We start from the raw sequence: 18040 nt of genomic DNA on the forward strand, positions 1-18040 counted from the left end.
GCGTCTCACCGCCGTCCCGAACGGCCACGCACCACGGGCGGCATCGGCTGCGGCGCGGGCACCATCGCGACCGGCGTACCGACGCCGAGGACGGTGTCGCTGGTCGGGCTGACCGGTGGTGGAAGGTGAGGCCACGCCTCGGTCAACCCCGCCAGCCCGCGTCGGACGCCGCCCGCGGTGGCGTCGAGGGGCAGCCAGACCTCGTCGGCGGGACCAGGGTGCGCCGCGGCGGGGTCGAGGAGTTCTGCCGCGGCGGTGGCGACGGGCACCGAGGCCGGGTCGTCGAGGCCGCGCCATGCCGTGGCCAGGGCACGGCGGGCACCTGCCTCTCGCCGGGAGGTGGGCACCCACACCAGCAGCGGGGTGCTGATTCCGCTGGCCTGGGCGAGGGCGGCGTAGCCGGAGAGTTTCCCGGCCAGCTTGCCCAAGGGTTCGGTGCCGGTGTCGTACTCCAGGAACCACTCGATCTCCCGACCCGCCTGCTGCCAGCGGCCGTAGCCGTCGGGGCGGACCAGGTCCCCGAAGTGGCGGGCACAACGTCGTTCCGACCACCACGCCGTCAACGCCGTGTCGCCGCTGATGCGGCGGGCGTGGGCGACCAGGGCGGTGTGCCAGCTGTTGACGCCGGTGGTGTGGGCCAGGCGCAGGCTGTGGGCGACGCCGAGGACGCGGTCGTGGCGGTAGCCGAGGTCTTTGACCTCCATGCCGTCCTCGGCGGCGAGCACGGCCGCGCCCGCGGGGGCGAGGACGTAGTGCATCGGTGAGCTGCCGGTGGTGACGAACGGCTGGAAACGATCGGTGACGCCGAGCAGGAACAACTCGCGGAGCCGGATCCGCGCGGTCCGCGGTCCCGCGAAGGCCAACTCGGTCAGCTGGTGGGTGGTCAACACGCGGTGTTCCCACAGCATCCGGCCGATCCACTTGTCGCGTGGGGTCATCCGCCACGCCAGCATCGCCCGGTGCTCGGCGGTGTTGGCGGCGCGAGGTGTGGGGCGAGTGGGTTGGTGGCCGCGCAGAGCGCGCTGCTGGGTGTTGGTGATCATGAGTCGACCTCCTGGTGGGCGCGGTGAAGCCGCCCGCGGGCGTGGGAGCGCCAGGCGAGTGGGCGGTGTGGGAGTGGTGTGGGGGTGACTCGGTCAGCGGGCGCGGCGAGGGTCGCTGCTCGGCGTCCGGTCGGCCGGGTGGGACGGTCCGGTGGGCCGTCGTGGAGGCCGGCCGCTGTCGTTCGCGGAATTGTCTGCGGCGGCTGTGGTCTGGTGTGTCCGGGTGGTGTTGCGGCGTGCCGCCGCCCGGATCTCGCGGGCGCGGCCGGGAATGGCGGGTGGGAGGGGTTGGGTGAGCAGGGTGAAGGGTTGGGTCTGTTCGCCGTGCAGGACCAAGCGGGCGGCGGCGTGGTAGGCGCCGAGGTGGGCGAGGTCGTGGTCGGTCAGGCGTGGTGCGGTGTGGCGGGCGAGTTCGCGGGCGTCCTCGGGGCCCGCGTTGAGGATGATCTTGTTGCGGGCGTTGGTGGAGATGCCCTCGCGCAGTTCGCGGTGGAGTTGGGCGAGGTGTTGGTTGGCGTAGACCATGGCCAGCCGGTATCCCCGGGACTCGGCGAGCATGTCCTCGATGGGGTAGGGCAAGTTGAGGAAGTTGTGGAACTCGTCGATGACCAGGGACGCGTCGCGGCGGAGTCGTTGGGGTATGCGGGCGCGGGCGGTGGCGGCCTGCCAGGTGCGGGCCACCACCAGCGACCCGACCAGCCGGGTGGTCTCCTCGCCGAGGGAACCTTTGGGGATGCGGACGAGGCAGATGCCGCCGTCGAGGATCTCGCCCATGTCCACGGTGGAGTGTCCGCCCGCGATGGCGTCGCGGACGAAGGGTCTCAACAGGAATGCGCGGAGTTTGTTCATCAGCGGGCTGATGACCTGGGATCGGGTGGAGTCGGTCAGCTCCTCGTACCAGGACCAGAAACCCCGCAGCACCGGGTCGGTGACGCCTGCGGTGACCCGTCCACGGAACGCGCTGTCCGCCAACAACTTCGGCAGGTCAGCGAGGGTGGCGACGCCTTCCTGGGTGCGCAGGGTCAGGCAGGCCGCGCGCATCACGTCGTCGGTGCGGGGTCCCCAGAAGGCGGAGTAGACGCGGCGGAAGACACTGACCAGGTTGTCCACGGTCACGTCCGTCTGACCACCGTCGAGGGGATTGAGACAGGGCGGGGAGTAGCGACTGTCGGCGTCGAACACGACGACCCGGTCGGCGACCGAACGGGGCAGACGCGCGAGCACGTCGGTGACCAGGTCGCCTTTGGGGTCCACGAGCACGATCCCGCGACCCGCCTCGGCATCCGACAGGATCATGTTCCCGAGCAGGGTGCTCTTGCCCGAGCCAGTCGCGCCGAGGACATGGAGGTGATGGCGGGCGTCGGCCACCCGCAGCGCGACCGGGCGTGGATGGCCGGCGTCGGTGACGCCGAGGGGTTTGGCGTCCGGGCCCGGAGTGACGATCCCGGGTGGGGGCGCGACGGCGCGGGCCCCGGCGCGTTGGATGCCGGGGATGGACTCGTCGGTGGGGAGGTGGGCGATCGCGGCCAGTTCGGGCACCGACAGCAGGTCGCCGCGCCCGAGCTGCCGGTGGTCGATCACCGCGCCGGGGTGGCGCAGGCGACGGCGGGTGTAGTGGTTGTGTTCGGTGTAGGAGGCGAACGAGGCGGCGAGGGCGTGGGCGCGTCCGCGGGCGACATCGCGCGCCTGGCGCAGCTGGTCGTCGGCGGTGTCGGCGGGTAGCAGGGTCGCCACGGCGTAGCGGACCACCGTCTCGAACTGGCTTCCTCGCTGTTTCGCGACGATGGCCCTGTTCTGCGCCGAGTACTCCAGGGAGGTCTGTGGGTCGGAGTGCAGTGCCCCGGCGGTTGTGCGTGCCGAGGCCGGGCGGCGCGACCGGTGTCGGGTGCCGGGGGTGATCAGGTCGAGCAGGCGACCGACCACCCGGGTCGAGCCGCCGGTGTGGACGTGGCGGGCGGCGCGGCGGGCGCGTTGGACGCGGCGGCCGGTGACCGGGCGCGCCAGGATCTGCACGCAGGCGTGGTCGTCGCGGCCGAGGCCGACTGGCGCGCCGAGCAGGGCGCGGATGGGGTCGGCGTCGAAGTCCGACCGGATCGGCAGTGCCTCCGCCCTGGCGAGGCGGAGTTCGCCGCCGACCACCAGTCGCCGCTGCCCCTCGCCGGGTGCGGGCAGGGGCGGTTCGGCGGGGCCGACGCGGGTGTGCGCGCCGGGCCACGCCGCCTCCACTGCGCGCTCGACCAGGCCGGGCGGGATGACGCCGGGGACCCAGAGTCGGATCGCGACTCCGGCCTCGGAGAACACGTACTCGCACGCCACGTGCGGCTGTCCGGTGAACGCCCGCCGCCACCCGGGCCGCAGCAGGCCGACGAGGTTGGACCACAGCGCGGCGCCGCCGGCGGGGTCCACGGTGGGTGGGGCGAGCACGGTGACCATGCGGGCATCGGCGAGCAGCTGCTCGTGGCAGCGTCGCTGCCACCTCTGACGCCCGAGCACGACCGCGGTGACCAGGGCCGCGAGCACGGGTACCGCGATCGGCCCCCATGTGATGGCGAGGTCGCGGAGTCGGCCCAGCAGTGCGGTGAACGCGCCACCCGGGTCTCGCAGGTAGTCCTCCACCCACCCCGACGCCGTGGTCGAGAGCGGGGTGGAGCTGCGCGCCGGCGCGCCGATGATCATGGTCTCGAACGGTGGGTGCGGGCTCATGCGGTGCCCAGGTCGATCGGGGTGTCGTCGCTGTCGTACCCCTCGTCGTCGAGGTCGACGAACATGTCCTCGGCGTGGTGGGTGTCGGGGTGGGTGGCGAGTTCGGCGGGGTTGCTGGTGACCAGGTAGTGCTCGGTCGGGGAGGCGATGGCCTGGAACGCGACCCGTTGAGTCCCGCTGGACAGCAAGCCCTGACCGCGATCGGCCGAGAGCAGGAACGCCCGTTCGCCGGCGGAGAGGTCGAACGCGCGGCCGACCTCGTCGATGGCCTGCGGCGCCTGGCGTAACAGGATCTGTGTGGCGGCGTTGGCCACGATCGCCTGGCCGAGTTCGCTGGCGAGCAGGTCCGGGGTGTCCTGGGTGGCCACGGTGACCCCGGCCCAGTGTTTGCGGCTGGCTTTGGACATGCGGAACAGGAACTCCGCGCCGGCTTTCTGTTGCATGAGCAGCCACGCCTCGTCCACCACGACCAGCCGAGGCCGTCGAACGGCCGGGTTGGATACCCGCCGCCACACCGCGTCCAACACCAGCAGCGTGCCGGCGCCCTTCAGCTCGTCCGGGAGGTCGCGCAGGCTGAACACCGTGAGGTGTCCCTCCGGGCTGGTGCTGGTGGGGCCGTCGAACAGCTGCGCGAAGGCCCCGTCCACGTAGGGGTGCAGGCGGGCGGCGAGCTCGGCCGCGGATCGCTCACCGGCCTCGGCGAGCCGGTCGCGTAGGTCGCGCAGGGTTGGGGAGGGGCGGGTCCAGGTGCGGGGGTCGGCGGTGATGCCGACGGACTGGTAGGTCGCGGCGATCGCCCGGTCCAGCGCCGCCCGCTCGCCCGCCTCCAACTCCAGGCCGATGAGGACGGCGATCACCGTGTGCAGGAACAGGCTGCGTCGGGTGAGGGCGTCCTTGGGCGCGGTCCGCCGACCATCGGCACGGGTGTGGATGGGCAGGTCGAACGGGTTCAACCGGACACCAGGAGCGCCGAGGTGGACGTAGGTCCCGCCGACCGCGGTGGCCAGGCGTGCGTATTCGTCCTCGGGGTCGATGACGGCGATCTCGATCCCCCGATACAGCGACCGCAGCAGTTCCAGCTTGACCAGATAGGACTTGCCGGACCCACTCCGACCGAGGATCACGGAGTTGTGGTTGTGCATCCCGTCGCCGAACCGATCCCAGTGCACCAGCCCCTGGGAGCCGATGTTGTAGCCGTAGAGCACTCCCGAGGGCGCGGCCACCGACGTGGGGTCGGGGGCGGGCAGGTCGGGGCTGGTGAACGGGAACGCGGCGGCCAGCGCGGCGGTGTCGAAGGTGCGGCGCATCCCGATCAGGTCCAGACCCATGGGTAACGTCGAGACCCAGCCCTGCAGGCTCCGGTAGGTGGTGTGTTTGGCGTCCAACAACAAACTCGCGCACAGCGACCGCAGCGCCGCGATCTCGTCCGCGAGGGTTTTCTCGGTGGCGGCGTGGATGGTCAGGTACAGCCCGACCCGGAACAACCGTCCCTCGCCGCGGGCCACGCGGGAGGACAGGTCGTAGGCGTCCTCGGTGGCGGCCTCGACCCGCGGGTCGAACAGGCGGCCGTGCTCGGCGGTGTGTCGGCGCCCGGCCTCCAACTTGGCGAGTTGCTTGCGCAGTCGGTCGGTGGCGGTGGCCGGGTCGATCGGTTCGACGTGGACGGACACATCGAGGCGGCCTGGGTAGGTCAGCAGCGGCGCCAGCCATCCCGGGTGCACTTCGCGGGGGAAGCCGACGACGGCGAACGAGCTGACCCATTCGCCGCCGACCTCCAGGTGGCGGGCGGCGACGGAGAGGGCGTCGGGGGTGAACGCCGCGGCCCCGGGCGCGGCGGTCGTCGAGGTGTTGGGGCGTCGGGTGCGGTGTGTGCGGGTGCCCATCAGGAGCGCCCCCTCTCGTCCTCGAAGTCCTCGTCGTAGTCCCAGTCGCCGCCCTCGTCGCGGGCAGCTGCCTGGGGGTTGTGTTGGGGGGCGGTGTCGTGGTCGTCCTCGACGAACCACGCGGTGGGGGTGGTGGTGATGACCTCGTCGGCGCCTGCCAGCTCGGCCGACGGGGGCAGCAGACTGTCCGGGTTGCACGCCGAGGCCAGCACCGAGGTCACCTGCCCGGCGTCCAGAGGTGTCACCACGATCCCGGCGGGGGACAGCAGCTCGACTGCCTCGCCGAGGCGACGCACCAGCCGTGTCTCCGCCGCCCGCCGGGCCCCGGTGTCGGCCTGCCCGGTGGTCTTGCGGCGCTTGCCGGTCATCGCGGCGAGCACGGCGAGCGGGCCGGGGCCACCCAACCCATCGGTCGGCCTGGTCGGGCCGAGGGGTTCGCGCAGCACGAGCAGCACCTGCCGCCGGAGCAGGTCGGACTGCTGCCCGAGCCGCATGAGGTAGTCGGCGTGCTCGATCGCCGCGGCCTCCAACGCGGGGTGCGGCAACCCACCGGACCTCGTGCGCAGCTCGGCGATCTGCGCGGACAGGTCCAGCCGCTCGGTCCGCACCACGATCTGCACCGGGGCGGTCAGCGAGTGCAGGTACCGCCCGAAACTCGCCACGAGTGCCTCCTGCTCGGCTGCGGTCCGCAGCGCGAAGTTGACCGTGCTGGCGACCGCGACCACCGCCAGGCCGTCGGCGCCGAGGTCGACTACTCCGGTTTCGGTGACCGACTCGGCGGGCAGCCGCAACGCCGAGGGTGACACCGGCTCATCTGGCGGCGGTGTCCCTCGGCCCGCGCGCTTCCCCGCGCTCGCGTCCGCGGCGGTGGAGTGGGTGGTGGTGAGCCAGGCGGGTGCGGGCCGTACCCCCTCGGGCGCCGCGACCCGGTGGCGCGGGGCCAGGCGCTGGCGGATCGCGGCGAGGAGCAGGATGTCCATCGGGACCCCGTCGCGGCGGCCGAGGGCGAGCATCGCCGCGCCTGCCCCGACCGGGACGGCCACGGCCAGGAACACCGGCAAGGGCACCAGGCCGCGGGTCGCGGCCCACAGCAGGTAGAGCGCGGCTCCGGCGGCGGTGAGGATCGCGAGTTGGCGGGCGGTCAGGGGGCCGAGGACACGGTCGTGCATGTCCACGTCGGCCGGGATGCGCACGGGCGCGGTCATGGCTTACCTCCAGGCTTCGGGGTGGTGGGCCGCGCGGCTGGTGGTGGAACAGGCGGCTGCGGCGGTGGTGGGGTGAAGCGCGGCGGGGTCGGCGGCTTGGGCAGGTCCAGCGGCAACCGCAGCTGCTTCCCGGCGCGCGGCGCCGGGCGCGACGGTCCAGGTGGTGTCGGTGTGGGCGGTGCCGGTGGTGCGGCGGGAGTGCGCCGCACCCCGTCCAGCGGGAGCGGGTACTGCCCAGTGCTGGTGGGACGGATGCCCTTGTAGGGGTCGAAGGGCAGCTCCGGCTGCGTGACCCGAGGACGAGGCGACGGCGACGTCGGCGGAACCGGTGCTCGCGACGGGCCGGGTGCTGGAGGCGGCACTCGCCGCACGCCGTCCAGCGGGAGTGGGTGCTGCCCGGTGCTGGTGGGACGGATGCCCTTGTAGGGGTCGAAGGGCAGTTCGGGCTGCGTCGCGCGGGACCGACGAGTGGGCGGAGTCGGTGGGGGCGGTGTCGGGGCGGGTGGGCGGGGTACTCGCCGCACGCCGTCCAGCGGGAGTGGGTACTGCCCGCTGCTGGTCGGGCGGTTGCCCTGGTACGGGTCGAACGGCAACTCCGGCTGCCTCGCACGCTTCCTCGGCGCGCGGGGAACACCCGGGTCGGCGGCCGAGGGCGGGACGGGTGGGACGGGTGCGGGTTGGACGTCCAGGGGCAGTCGGTACTGGCCGTCGCGGCCGAGGACCGGCTTGTTCTCCGGCCAGTCCTCGCCCAACGGCAGCGCCAACTGACGCCCCTGGCCTTTGCCCGAGGTGGTGGGTGTCGCTGTCGGCGTGGGCGTCTTCTTCGCGGTGGTCGGGCGGGTGCGGCGGACACCGGGCAGGGGCAGCATCAGCTGACCGCCCGCGGTGGCGCGCGTGGACTTGTACGGGTCAAGTCGGCCGTCACCGGCCCCGTCGCGGCGGCCCCCGTTCTTGGGTGTGCCGGTCGGGCGGGGCCCTCGCCGACCGCCACCTCCGCCGCCGAGCAGGCCGAAGGTCTTGTAGGCGAGGAAGCCCTTGACGAGTCCGCCGATCAGGGACCGGCCGCCGCCTCCGCCGCGGATGGATCCGAGTACCCAGAACGGGATCTTGAACAGGATGTACATCAACGCCAACGCCACGAGGAGGTTGACCAGCCCGGACACGGTCGGTCCGAAGACGGTGAAACCGCCCGGGGCGAGGAAGACCTTCACTCCGGTGATCAGAGTGAGGGATTGTCCGATCTGGATGGCCAGGCAGCCGCCGTAGGCTTTCCACCACCAGTAGCCGATGCCCTCGGTCTGGGGGAGGGCGTGGAACATCAACGCCAGCGGTGCGCCACCGATCAGCAGCAGGGTCAGGGCGACGCGGACGACGTAGGTGATGAGCAGGGCGATGAGCATCCCGGCGAGGAACAGGCCGATGAAGATGATCCACAGCCCGCCGTTGAGCGACCCGATGACGAGGTTGCGCAGCGTCTGCCCGGCGGTGGTGGCGTCGACCCCACCGCCCATGATCGCCGCGACGAGCGCGTTGGCGATTTGGATGCCCTTGGTGGCCACCCACAGCGACAGCGCCCCGGACAGGAACCCGACCACAAGGCGAGGCAGGAGTTCCTTGATCGAGTGTCGTGTTTGCAGGGTCTGGTAGCTCATCGCGATGACACCCGCGATGAGCACCAGCAGCCCGTAGGCGATCAGCAGGATCTGCCACGAGTTGTCCCACAGCTCGCCGAGGCGGGGCAGTGAGTCCGGCATCGGCGTGGTCAACAACGTGCGCCCCAATAGATCGAGGAGCGGGTTGAGCGCCTCGGTGACGATGCCCCGGAAGAGCGCGTTGATGGCCTCGGTCACGCACGCCACGGGGTCGGTGATCCCGCAGTCGTCCTCCTCCTCACCGCCCTGGCCCGGCTGTCCGGTGCCCGGGCCGGGCGCGGGCGTGGTGGTGGTCCCGGGTTGGGGGATGCAGCCCTCCCCGGTGCACGGCGGCGTCGACGGTGTGGTCGAGGCGGTCGGGGGCACGGTGCCGCAGACCGGTAGCGGCAGCGACCCGCACGGGTCCGGGTCGACCGTGGGAATCGGCAGCACAGGCGGCTGCACGGCGGCGGCCAGCGACACCCGCGGGCCGCCGTGGGGGTCGGTGCCCGCGGCGGCGAGCGCGGCGACGACGAGGACGAGCAGGCTGACCGTCAACGCAACCAGGGCCCGTGCCCGCGTGGGTCGCGCGAACCGCGTCCGCCGTCGGGTCCGTGTCGTCGGCGGGGCGAGCACGGGCAGATCCGGGGAGCCGATCGAGGAGTCTCGCGTAGTGGTTGCCGTGGTGTGAGGCGGCGTGGTGGGGCCGGTGGGGGTCATCGGCTCAACCCCCGACGATGCCCTTGAGCACCGTCACGACCAGCGGGGCCAGAGCGGCCAGCGCGTAGCCGATCCCGGCGGCCTTGAACGCCTCTTTGGACTTCTCCTGCTCGCCCGGATCCCCGGCGCCGAACACACGGCGGACGCCGCCGATGGTGAGGAACACCGTCGCCAGCAACGCGAGGATGCCCATGATCCAGTTGCGGATGTTGGTCAGGACCTCGTCGACGCTGCCCGCGATCGCGAGCACCATCGTGTCCGCGTGCGCGGGCGTGACGCCGGCGAGCACGGCCAGGACGACCAGTCCGAGGACCACCGGGCCCCGGCGGCGCGGTCGCCGACGGCTGGTGAGCGCGGTGTCGCTCGTGCACCGCCGAGGAGTCGTCGGCGCGGTGGTCGGTGTCGTGTCGGGACGGTCGACCGCGGTCTCGGGATCGCAGGAGAGGGAAGGGTGGGTTCGGTTCAGGCGCATCGCGACGCTCCCGGAGTCGTGCCCGACAGCGGCTGAGGCTGGGGCGAGGGATCCGCGGGGGTGTGTTTTCTTCCGCGCCTCTCAACTCCGGAAAAGGAGCCTTCCGGGGACACGCGATCGTGAACTTTCTTCGCCCGTTTTCCCCGGGCCGCGGTGGCTGTGCGTGACGGCGCGCCGGTCGCGGTCGGGTGAGCGGTCGCGTCGGAGGGGCTGGTGCCGTCGGCGTTCCCAGGCGCCGGGGTGCGGGTGGTGTCCTGTGTGGTCGGGGTGTCGCGGGTGTCGGCGAGCAGGTAGTCGACGAGCCGGAACTCGGCCCTCCTGCGCGCCTTCTTCACCGCCTGGTGGGACAGGTCGCGCAGCGCCGCGGCATCGGCCAGCGACACGTCCTCGAAGCGAGTCGAGCCGATGAGCTCGGCCTCGGCCGCGGTGATGACGCCCGCGGCGACCGCGTCCGCGAGGACGAAATCGGGGTGCCCGGACGGCGGCGGTGGCGTCATCGACCCGTACCCGAGGCCGGAGGGCCGCGGCATGGTCAACGCCTCGCGGACGCAGGCGTAGCCGGCGCGGTAGGCGACCCACCGCAGCCGGTTCATGACGCGCGGACGGTGGAGGTCGATGGTGGCGAGTTCGGCGACGAACGCGGTCAGCACGGCGGCGTGGATGTCGCTCGGGTCACCGGCGAACCGCGCCGACAACCTCGCGCAGACGGAGGTCAGCGCGGGCAGCGCGACACCGACCGCGCCGATGGTCCAGGTACCGCCTTCGGTGCGGGCCAGGCGGACCAGATGCGTCCACACCGCGTCGCGCACCGTCTGCCGGCAGTCGGCGCGCAGCAGCAGATCGCACACCTCGTCCAGCGGCACCCATCGTGCCGGGAACCCGGGGAACAAGCGGCCGTCCAGCGACACCGGGTGCGGCCCGGTGACCAACCACTCGAACGTCGAACGCGCCGCGTCCAACGCGTTCGGATCGCGCTCGAACACCGGGCGGGGAATGAACTGATGAGAAGCCATGGGAATCGTCCCTGAAGCGAGTCGGAACAACGACCCGCCCAGGACGCCACCCGGGGTGGTACGAAACTCTTACCGCACTGGTACGAAACCCATACCGAACTAGTACCAAAGTATTACGAAGATCGTCCACGCGCGACACAAGATCGCCCTGGCGGGCGCGCGTGGATCACGCGGCCCCCACGGCAAGATCGACGACGGCGATCGTTCATGTCGGCCTAGCTGGGCATCCGCGAGGCGGTACCAGTTTCGTACCACTCCGGTAATAGCTGTGACGGCACGATCGCTCTCGGCAACAGGCGTAGACGATCGCATGGAGCAAGATCTTCGCGCGCAACGGAAGCACACGTCTATCGGCGGGGGATACCTGTTCTCGCGTACGCGCGGGCGCGAGCCTTGTTCACCGGAAGTCGCGGTCGAAAACTCGGAGAAAAAAGTTCGCGGATCGATGTCCCCGGAGGGCCTGTTTTCAGGAGTTAAGGAGTGTCCTCAAGCGCCACGCCCCGGCGGGCGCACCCCACCCTCCCGAAGGGACACCCGTGACCGACTCCGAGCACCCCGACCGCCGCGCCCCGCGCCGACGCGCGGACGCCGCCCGCCCCGCCGACACCCGTCCCGGCGGGCGCCGGGGCGGGGACCGCCGCCCGTGGCCCACCGCGCCCGGAACCACCCGGGTCAGCCCCGCCAAGCCCGCCGCGGTCACCACCCGTACGCGCTCGGGCGACGCGCCCTCGACGCCAACCCCGGCGACCGTGTGGCCCGCCGGGGCCACGCCGATCCCGCTCGACACCGGGTGGCCGGTCGCGCTCGTGGAGCGGATCGTCACCTCGTTCAGCGACCCCGGCGCGCGCGTCGTGCTCCTGGCCGAACCCGTCCACGCCCAGCAGCCGAGGCCCGCGTGGATCGGGCCCGGCGGGGTCATCGACCACGCCCCCGACACCGACCCGGAGCCCGAGTCGGCCGAAGCTCGCGCTGCGGTCGAACGCCTCGAGCGCACTCCCCGGATCGAGCGGCTGCCGCTCGCCGGCTCGTTGTCCGTGGGCGCGTCCCGCCCGTTCTGGGCTGACCTCGTCACCGACTCTGACACCACCCCCGCGGCCATCCCGCCGCCGCCCGAGGTGGTCTCACCGGACGGTCTCGACGTGGCACTCGCCACCGCGGATCTCGTCATCGCCAGCCTGCCGCCGGGGCGCTTGGGCGTTCCTCTCGCCGATGTCGCCGCACTGGTCGCGGCCCGCCTGCTGCGCGTCGGCGGCGTCTTCGTGGTGCTCACCCACTGTGACTGGAGCAGCGGCCGGTTGACCGACCCGACCGGCGAGGTGGTGGCCGCCGGGCAGACCGCCGACCTGCTCTACCTGCAGCACATCGTCGCCCTGCACGCCCCCATCCGCGACGGTCGCTTCCTCCACCCCGACCCCACCCCCGACCGACGACAGGACACCGGTGAAGAGGTGGACGAGGGGCACCGGGCACGAGTCCGCGGCCTGCCCTCGCCGCACGCGCGCGTCCACTCCGACCTGTTGGTCTTCGCCCAGCCACACGAGCACCGGACACCGACGCCACCCCCGACGAGCACCACGTCGAGGGACGGAGGTCCCGCCTGATGACCACGTTCGACGCCGACCCCGCCCGTCCCGGACCCCGCCATCAGGAGACCCCTCCCATGACCCACACCCCCACCGACCCGCCGTCCTCGGGCGTGGTCACCGGCTTCGACGACGAGCCGACCCAGCCCATCCCGGGCGACCTCATCGCCGCCGTCGACACCTCCGCCGCGGGCACCGACGGCTCCCCGCGAGCCGACTCCCGGGAGGCGGCGAGGGCGGTGTCGGTGTGGACCACCGCGCAGGCGTCCCCGGCCGCGCAACGCAAACACAAGTACACGCCCGCCTCGACCGCGCACCCGGCCAAGATGCTGCCGGAGGTCGTCCGCCACGCCGTCACCCACTACACGAGGCCCGGCGACCTGGTGCTCGACCCGATGTGCGGCATCGGCACCACCCTGGTCGAAGCCGTCCGCCTCGGTCGCCGCGCCGTCGGCGTGGAGTACGAACCCCACTGGGTCGAGGTTGCGAAAGCGAATCTCGACGGCGCGCGCGACGACGGCGTCACCCACGACGCGCGGGTCTTCCAGGGCGACGCCCGCCAACTGGTCACGCTGCTGCCGCCCGAGTACGTCGGACAAGCGGCACTGGTGGTGACCTCCCCGCCCTACGGGCCCTCCACCCACGGCCAGGTCTCCGTCGCCCCGGGCGAGGGGGTGCAGAAGTACCACCACCGCTACGGCAACCAGTTGGACAGGGGGAACCTGGCCAACGTCGGCCACCACCGGCTGCTGGCGGGGTTCACTCGGATCCTGTTCGGACTGCGCACCTTCCTCAAGCCCGGCGGGCACATCGCCATCACCATCCGCCCGTGGCGTGAGCACTCCGAGCTCATCGACCTGCCCGCCCAGGTCCTCGCCTGCGGACACGCCGCCGGACTGATCCCCGTCGAGCGCAACGTCGCCTTGCTCGCCCGCGCCGCCGAGACCGACTTCGTCGCCCGCGGCTCGTTCTTCCAACGCGACTTCATCCGCAAGCAACGCGAAGCCGGACTGCCGCTGCACCTGATCGCTCACGAGGACGTCCTCGTCTTCCGCACCGCCCTGTTTCCCTTGCGTTCCAGGGAACTCAAGGGTTCTCAGCGGGAACCCAAGGGCCTGTTGCGGTCAGCATGCCACACGGACGCTCGGGTTCCGGGTGAAGTCGAGGCGGTGGCTTCGTGAGGAGTCTCGAGGAGCTGCCGGGCGTTGTTGGCGTAGCGGATCGCGGTCGTCTCGGAGATGCCGAAGAGCATGGCCAGGTGCAGCGGATCGGGTCCGGTGGTCATCGCTTCCTCGAGCTGCCGGTCGATGCGCAGCCGTTCGAGGTTCGCGGTCAGGCCACGAAGCTCTCGCATCCACACGGCACTGACCGGTCCGTACCGCAATGCGCTTTCCTTGCTGATCAACAAGTGCGGGTTCGCGGTGGCTGGCCAGCGTTGCGCGCGGTGGGTCAGCCAGTCACGCAGGACGGTGTGGGTGAGGTGGTCGAGCGGCCGTCGCCGTCCGCCGATGGTCAGATGCCGATCCGCGAGGTCGACGTCGTGCAGTCGCATGGCTCGGATCTGATGCGGTCGAGCGGCGTGCACGGCGGCCATCGCGATGAGCACCCGGGCTTGCGGTGTGGTGGCCATGGCGACTGCTTCGGTGATGTCCTCGCTGGACAGTGGTTGCCAGAGCACGTGTTCTCGCCTGCCCGTGGTGATCCGGGTCGCGGGATTGCGGAAGATGACACCACTGCGCCTGGCCCAGGAGAACAGCGACCGCAGCGCGGTCGCGGCACTCGAGCGAGGTTCTCCACGCAACCGGCGGAGGTAGGCCAGGACGTCGTCGCGGGTCACCTCGCGCAGATGGTCGTAGCGGGACGACCAGTCCAACAGGGCCGGGCGCATGACCCGCAGATAGGTGCGGATCGTGTCGGGTTTGCGGGGCAGGGTGCGCGGGCCGCCGTCGTGCAGGACATGAGCCCACCGGCCCACCTCGCGTCCGATGGCGAGCGTCATCCCGTCGAGTTTGACGGCGAGCCAGGTGTCGAAGACGTGCGGCCGATCCTCGGCGAGAACGCCCATCACATCGAGGATCTCGGCGGCGTAGTCGACGTTCACGCTGTGGCCCGACGCGACGATGCGCACGTCGGTGGCGCGGATCCGGTCGCTGTCGTGGTGACCGGCCAACAGGGTGACCAGGGTGCGCTGCATCCCCCGTCTCGTGTCCGGCGCCCATCCACGGGCCTCGGCCGTGGTGTGGGCGACGTGCAGCGCCCATGCCAGCCACGGGTTGTCCGGAGCGGGACCGCGGCGCAGATCGACAGCGGCGGCGGTGTAGTCGCGGACGAGGGCCGTGTCGGGGAACAGCGTCAGTTGTGTCCAGCGTCTGTCGGGTCGAGCCGTCGGCGTCGGCGGGGCCTTGAGCGGGCGGCCTTTCGCGCCAGGGCGACGCGGGGTCGTGCGGGGCGCGGCGCGGCGTCGGGTCATGCCTGCCAGGAACAACTGGTGACAGCGGACGCCGGGCAGGTGCGGCGCGATCACCACCGCCGAGCGGGCGTCGGCGGCGGCATCGACACGGTCTTCGCGTGCCTCGCACCAGCACAACCGGCAGTACCCGTCCTTCAACGGGACCCGACGCGCGCAGGCGCCGCAGTCTCCGAGGCGGTGACCGAATCCGGGCGCGGAGAAGTTGTAGCAGGCCAGGCACACCCCGCGCGCGTGGGTCAGGCCCCACGCCAGGCACTCGGCGCAGCCGGTCACCGACCGGGCGATCCTGGGCCCGGTCCCGTCTCGACGCACCATCGATCAGGCCGGGGGCAGGGAACGGCCGTCGCGGCGGCGGGGAACGACCCTCATCGGGCGCGGCGCCGAGGCTTCCGCCACGTCCTGGTCACCGGTGTCCTGCGGGCGGGCGACCTTGTCCGGTTCCGGCGTGAGCAGATCACCGATCTCGCAGCCCAGCACGACGCAGATGACGTCGAGATCGTCGAGTTTGAGCGAGACCGGCTGGCCCGACCACAGATTCGACATCTTGCCCAGAGAGATCACCAGGCCGTGCTCGGCCAAGCCGCGCTGCAGTTCCGATGCCTTCCAGATACCGCGGTTGGCCGCCGCGAGGCGCAGGTTCCACCGCACTCAGATCAGTCCTTCCACCCGTCGTGCCGCGCGCTGCTGGCCGGTCTCCCACGCCTGCTCGGCATGCTCGCGGTGTACGTGGACGTAGCGCATCGTGGTGGCGATCCACGAGTGGCCCAGGGTCTCCTGGATCGCGATCAGGTCCATCCCGTTGAGGTACAGCTGCGATGCGCAGAAGTGCCGCAACACGTGCGGGGTGAGTCTGCCCTCCCAGCCTGGCAGGTGAGCTCGTGTCGCGACACCCACCGCGGCGCGCAGGGTGTCGGCGCCCAGGCGACGGGCACCGGAGTCGCCGGCGCGGCGTTCGGAGGGGAACAGCGGCGCGCCCGGTCGTTCGTGGTCGTCGTCGAACAGGCCCCACACGTCTTCGATGTACCACTTCAACGTCCGGCCCGCGCTGTTGATCAGAGGGACCATGCGCTCCCGCGGCCCGGAGCCCCGCGCGCCTTTGCCGTGGCGCACATGGATCTTGCCGAACCGGCCCAATTCCCACCGCACGTCGGCCAGGTCCAGCTGACGGACCTCGCCTGCCCGCAACCCGATCTCGGCCATCAGCCTGGCCGCCGCGTAGTTGCGGGCGGTCGGCGCGAACTTGCGGCACACGGTCAACTCCGCAGCCCATCCGCCGAAGAATTTTTCGATCTCCCCGGCCTGCGGCGGTATCCGCAGCCGTGCGTCCTTGCGGCCCTTGGGTCGGTTCATCTCATCGACCGGACACGTCACGACCCGCCCGGTCATCGCATGCAACTGCACCGCGTGCCGGGCTTCGAGGAACCCGAAGTACGTCGTCAACGCCGCCGCCCGCGCGTGCCGTGTCCCCTTGGCCGCCTGCCGCAAGACCCGTCCGAAATACGCGTCGGCGTCGGCAGGCTCCATCTCCCACAGCGGCCGTCCGAACCAGTCACGCACCTGTCCGAGGTTGCTGACCTCGCCGCGGATCGTGCCGTCGGCCAACCCTGCCGACGCCCTCGTGAGCACGAACCCCGCCAACGCGTCGATCTCGAAGTCCTCAAGTTCCTCGGCACTCGCCAGCGCTCGCGCCTCGCGCAGGTCACGCACAGCTGACAAGCCCAACCCGCACCCCTTGGCTTCACCCTGCCCGAAGGACCTTCACTCGGATTGGAATCGTTTCATGAATTCTGAAATCTCGTCAACTTGCCCTTCAGGCCCTTCGGCTCACCGCATCGCGCAGGTCCAGGCCACAGAGTCCTGTCTGGGCAGCGTCGTCGGACGAACGAACTCAGGGGATGTCCCACACACCAACACCGCCGACACCGCCGCGGCGGACACGCCCGACGATGTTCGGGCGCCCTCGACCCCGGCTGCCAAGGCGACGCCCGACACACGGTCCCGGTGGGCATGAGTACCGGCGTGAACCGCTCGGAGCGCGCCACCACGGCAACGAACCCGCCCACCCGACCCGGGCCAAGGACCCGGGTCGGGGGCGAGGTCGGTCCTGTCGTCGGGTCGTTGTGCACCGGTGCCGGTGGCCTGGACCTGGGAGTGCTGGCCGTGCTCGGCGGACGGCTCGCCTGGGTCGCCGACCCCGACCCGCACGTCACCCGAATCCTTGCCGCCCGGATGCCGGACGTGCCGAATCTCGGCGACGTGCGTTCGGTGGACTGGTCGGTCGTGGAGCCGGTGGACGTGCTCACCGCCGGGTTCCCCTGCCAGGACATCTCCGCCGCCGGGAAACGCGCGGGCATCGAGAAAGGAGCACGCAGTGGACTCTGGACCCACATCATGGCGGCCGTTCGCCTACTACGACCCACGCTCGTCCTGGTGGAGAACGTCGCCGCGCTTCGCTGGGCAGGCGGAGGACTCCACCGTGTACTCGGCGACCTGGCCGAAGCGGGGTATGACGCGCTCTGGCGTAGCGTCCGCGCCTCCGACATCGGCGCCGCCCACCGCCGCGAAAGGGTGTTCGTGCTCGCCTGGCCACGCGGCACCGGAGACGTTGCTGCCGACCCCGACCGCTTCGGACGCGAAGGGTTGCACCCACCGCACCCAGACCGGCGGCCCCACACTGTCCGACGAGGCCCGGCTGCTGCCAACACCCCGAGCCTCGGACACCGGGAATGCCGGGCGCGGAGCGGGAATGGGATACCGACCGCCACTGTCCCAACAGGTACTCCCGCCGGCGACACCGGAGACGTTCCTGCCGACCCCTCGTGCCACGGACGGCACCAAGGGCTGCCCGGCCCAACGCGGTTCCAAAGGCGACTTGATGCTGCCCTCGGCGATCATCCGGCTCCTCACCCCGGACAACCAGAGCACCGACCCCGGCACCTAGCCCCAGCGACCGGGGCGCGCGCGGACATCCCGCCCGGGGCGATGGACTGGGGCGCTTACGGCACCGCGATCCGGCGATGGGAACAGGTGCTCGGCCGCCCGACACCGCACCCCACCCAACCCGGCAGTCACGGCAAACCGGTGCTCGCGCCCGTGTTCGTCGAACACCTGATGGGGCTGCCCGCGGGGTGGGTCACCGATCTCCCGTTGCCCCGCACCGCACAGCTGCGCGCGCTGGGCAACGGCGTCGTCCCCCACCAAGCCGCCCACGCGGTCAGTCTGTTGCTAGCCGACTTCACCAACCTGTGCTGTGGCACGCCCCCACGGTGGACAACCATTCCCACGCGCCGACGTCGAACTCGTAGATCTTCTGCGGG

General features: G+C 71.6%; 13 protein-coding genes and 1 pseudogene. 4 read left to right on the top strand and 10 right to left on the bottom strand.

What is annotated here, in order from left to right; all coding sequences use genetic code 11:
* Positions 1-5 precede the first annotated feature (5 nt).
* From V5P93_RS11860 to V5P93_RS11890, 7 genes are all read right to left on the bottom strand, one after another.
* Positions 6-1043 carry a replication-relaxation family protein gene (locus V5P93_RS11860; protein ID WP_104483368.1) on the bottom strand — a complete coding sequence of 346 codons (1038 nt, stop codon included), beginning with the start codon at positions 1041-1043 and terminating at the stop codon, positions 6-8.
* A 93-nt stretch (positions 1044-1136) separates the two neighbouring features.
* Positions 1137-3719: a helicase HerA domain-containing protein gene (locus tag V5P93_RS11865; protein ID WP_104483378.1), complete on the bottom strand. Its 2583-nt coding sequence runs from the start codon at positions 3717-3719 to the stop codon at positions 1137-1139.
* 23 nt (positions 3720-3742) lie between these two features.
* Positions 3743-5629 carry a VirB4 family type IV secretion system protein gene (locus tag V5P93_RS11870; protein WP_104483367.1) on the bottom strand — a complete coding sequence of 629 codons (1887 nt, stop codon included), beginning with the start codon at positions 5627-5629 and terminating at the stop codon, positions 3743-3745.
* Positions 5629-6834: a PrgI family protein gene (locus V5P93_RS11875; protein WP_104483366.1), complete on the bottom strand. Its 1206-nt coding sequence runs from the start codon at positions 6832-6834 to the stop codon at positions 5629-5631. Before V5P93_RS11875 ends, V5P93_RS11870 begins: the two co-directional genes overlap by 1 nt.
* Positions 6831-9023 carry a hypothetical protein gene (locus V5P93_RS11880; protein WP_181043945.1) on the bottom strand — a complete coding sequence of 731 codons (2193 nt, stop codon included), beginning with the start codon at positions 9021-9023 and terminating at the stop codon, positions 6831-6833. Before V5P93_RS11880 ends, V5P93_RS11875 begins: the two co-directional genes overlap by 4 nt.
* Positions 9024-9189: 166 nt before the next feature.
* Complete coding sequence (locus V5P93_RS11885; RefSeq protein WP_219824202.1) at positions 9190-9657, bottom strand: pilin; 468 nt, start codon at positions 9655-9657, stop codon at positions 9190-9192.
* Positions 9648-10670, bottom strand: a complete 1023-nt coding sequence (locus V5P93_RS11890; RefSeq protein ID WP_104483365.1) for a hypothetical protein — start codon at positions 10668-10670, stop codon at positions 9648-9650. The genes V5P93_RS11885 and V5P93_RS11890 overlap by 10 nt, the downstream gene beginning before the upstream one ends.
* Positions 10671-11206: 536 nt before the next feature.
* Here V5P93_RS11890 and V5P93_RS11895 point away from each other — a divergent pair.
* Positions 11207-12271, top strand: a complete 1065-nt coding sequence (locus V5P93_RS11895; RefSeq protein ID WP_104483364.1) for a hypothetical protein — start codon at positions 11207-11209, stop codon at positions 12269-12271.
* A 59-nt stretch (positions 12272-12330) separates the two neighbouring features.
* Positions 12331-13434 carry a TRM11 family methyltransferase gene (locus V5P93_RS11900; RefSeq protein ID WP_104483363.1) on the top strand — a complete coding sequence of 368 codons (1104 nt, stop codon included), beginning with the start codon at positions 12331-12333 and terminating at the stop codon, positions 13432-13434.
* Here V5P93_RS11900 and V5P93_RS11905 read toward each other — a convergent pair.
* From V5P93_RS11905 to V5P93_RS11915, 3 genes are read right to left on the bottom strand one after another with little or no spacing between them, the layout of a single operon-like run.
* Complete coding sequence (locus V5P93_RS11905; RefSeq protein ID WP_219824201.1) at positions 13350-14996, bottom strand: integrase; 1647 nt, start codon at positions 14994-14996, stop codon at positions 13350-13352. The two genes, V5P93_RS11900 and V5P93_RS11905, sit on opposite strands and share 85 nt — an antisense overlap.
* 45 nt (positions 14997-15041) lie before the next feature.
* Positions 15042-15371, bottom strand: a complete 330-nt coding sequence (locus V5P93_RS11910) for a helix-turn-helix transcriptional regulator (protein ID WP_104483361.1) — start codon at positions 15369-15371, stop codon at positions 15042-15044.
* On the bottom strand, positions 15372-16430 hold the full coding sequence (locus V5P93_RS11915) for a site-specific integrase (protein ID WP_245931787.1): 1059 nt from the start codon (positions 16428-16430) through the stop codon (positions 15372-15374).
* A 300-nt stretch (positions 16431-16730) separates the two neighbouring features.
* Between V5P93_RS11915 and V5P93_RS11920 the strand changes: the two are divergent.
* Positions 16731-17249, top strand: a pseudogene (locus V5P93_RS11920) (DNA cytosine methyltransferase); the annotation flags it as partial.
* A 220-nt stretch (positions 17250-17469) separates the two neighbouring features.
* On the top strand, positions 17470-17664 hold the full coding sequence (locus tag V5P93_RS11925) for a hypothetical protein (protein ID WP_245931789.1): 195 nt from the start codon (positions 17470-17472) through the stop codon (positions 17662-17664).
* The last annotated feature ends 376 nt before the right edge of the window (positions 17665-18040 follow it).

The organism is Actinokineospora auranticolor (assembly GCF_041897805.1).
In the GTDB taxonomy this organism is placed as follows: Bacteria; Actinomycetota; Actinomycetes; order Mycobacteriales; family Pseudonocardiaceae; genus Actinokineospora; species Actinokineospora auranticolor.

What these genes read in the sequence shown, in the direction of transcription:
- V5P93_RS11860 (WP_104483368.1), bottom strand. Translation starts at nt 1,043, where the DNA reads ATGATCACCAACACCCAGCAGCGCGCTCTGCGCGGCCACCAACCCACT.
- V5P93_RS11865 (WP_104483378.1), bottom strand. Translation starts at nt 3,719, where the DNA reads ATGATCATCGGCGCGCCGGCGCGCAGCTCCACCCCGCTCTCGACCACG.
- V5P93_RS11870 (WP_104483367.1), bottom strand. Translation starts at nt 5,629, where the DNA reads ATGGGCACCCGCACACACCGCACCCGACGCCCCAACACCTCGACGACC.
- V5P93_RS11875 (WP_104483366.1), bottom strand. Translation starts at nt 6,834, where the DNA reads ATGACCGCGCCCGTGCGCATCCCGGCCGACGTGGACATGCACGACCGT.
- V5P93_RS11885 (WP_219824202.1), bottom strand. Translation starts at nt 9,657, where the DNA reads ATGCGCCTGAACCGAACCCACCCTTCCCTCTCCTGCGATCCCGAGACC.
- V5P93_RS11890 (WP_104483365.1), bottom strand. Translation starts at nt 10,670, where the DNA reads ATGGCTTCTCATCAGTTCATTCCCCGCCCGGTGTTCGAGCGCGATCCG.
- V5P93_RS11900 (WP_104483363.1), top strand. Translation starts at nt 12,331, where the DNA reads ATGACCCACACCCCCACCGACCCGCCGTCCTCGGGCGTGGTCACCGGC.
- V5P93_RS11925 (WP_245931789.1), top strand. Translation starts at nt 17,470, where the DNA reads ATGGGATACCGACCGCCACTGTCCCAACAGGTACTCCCGCCGGCGACA.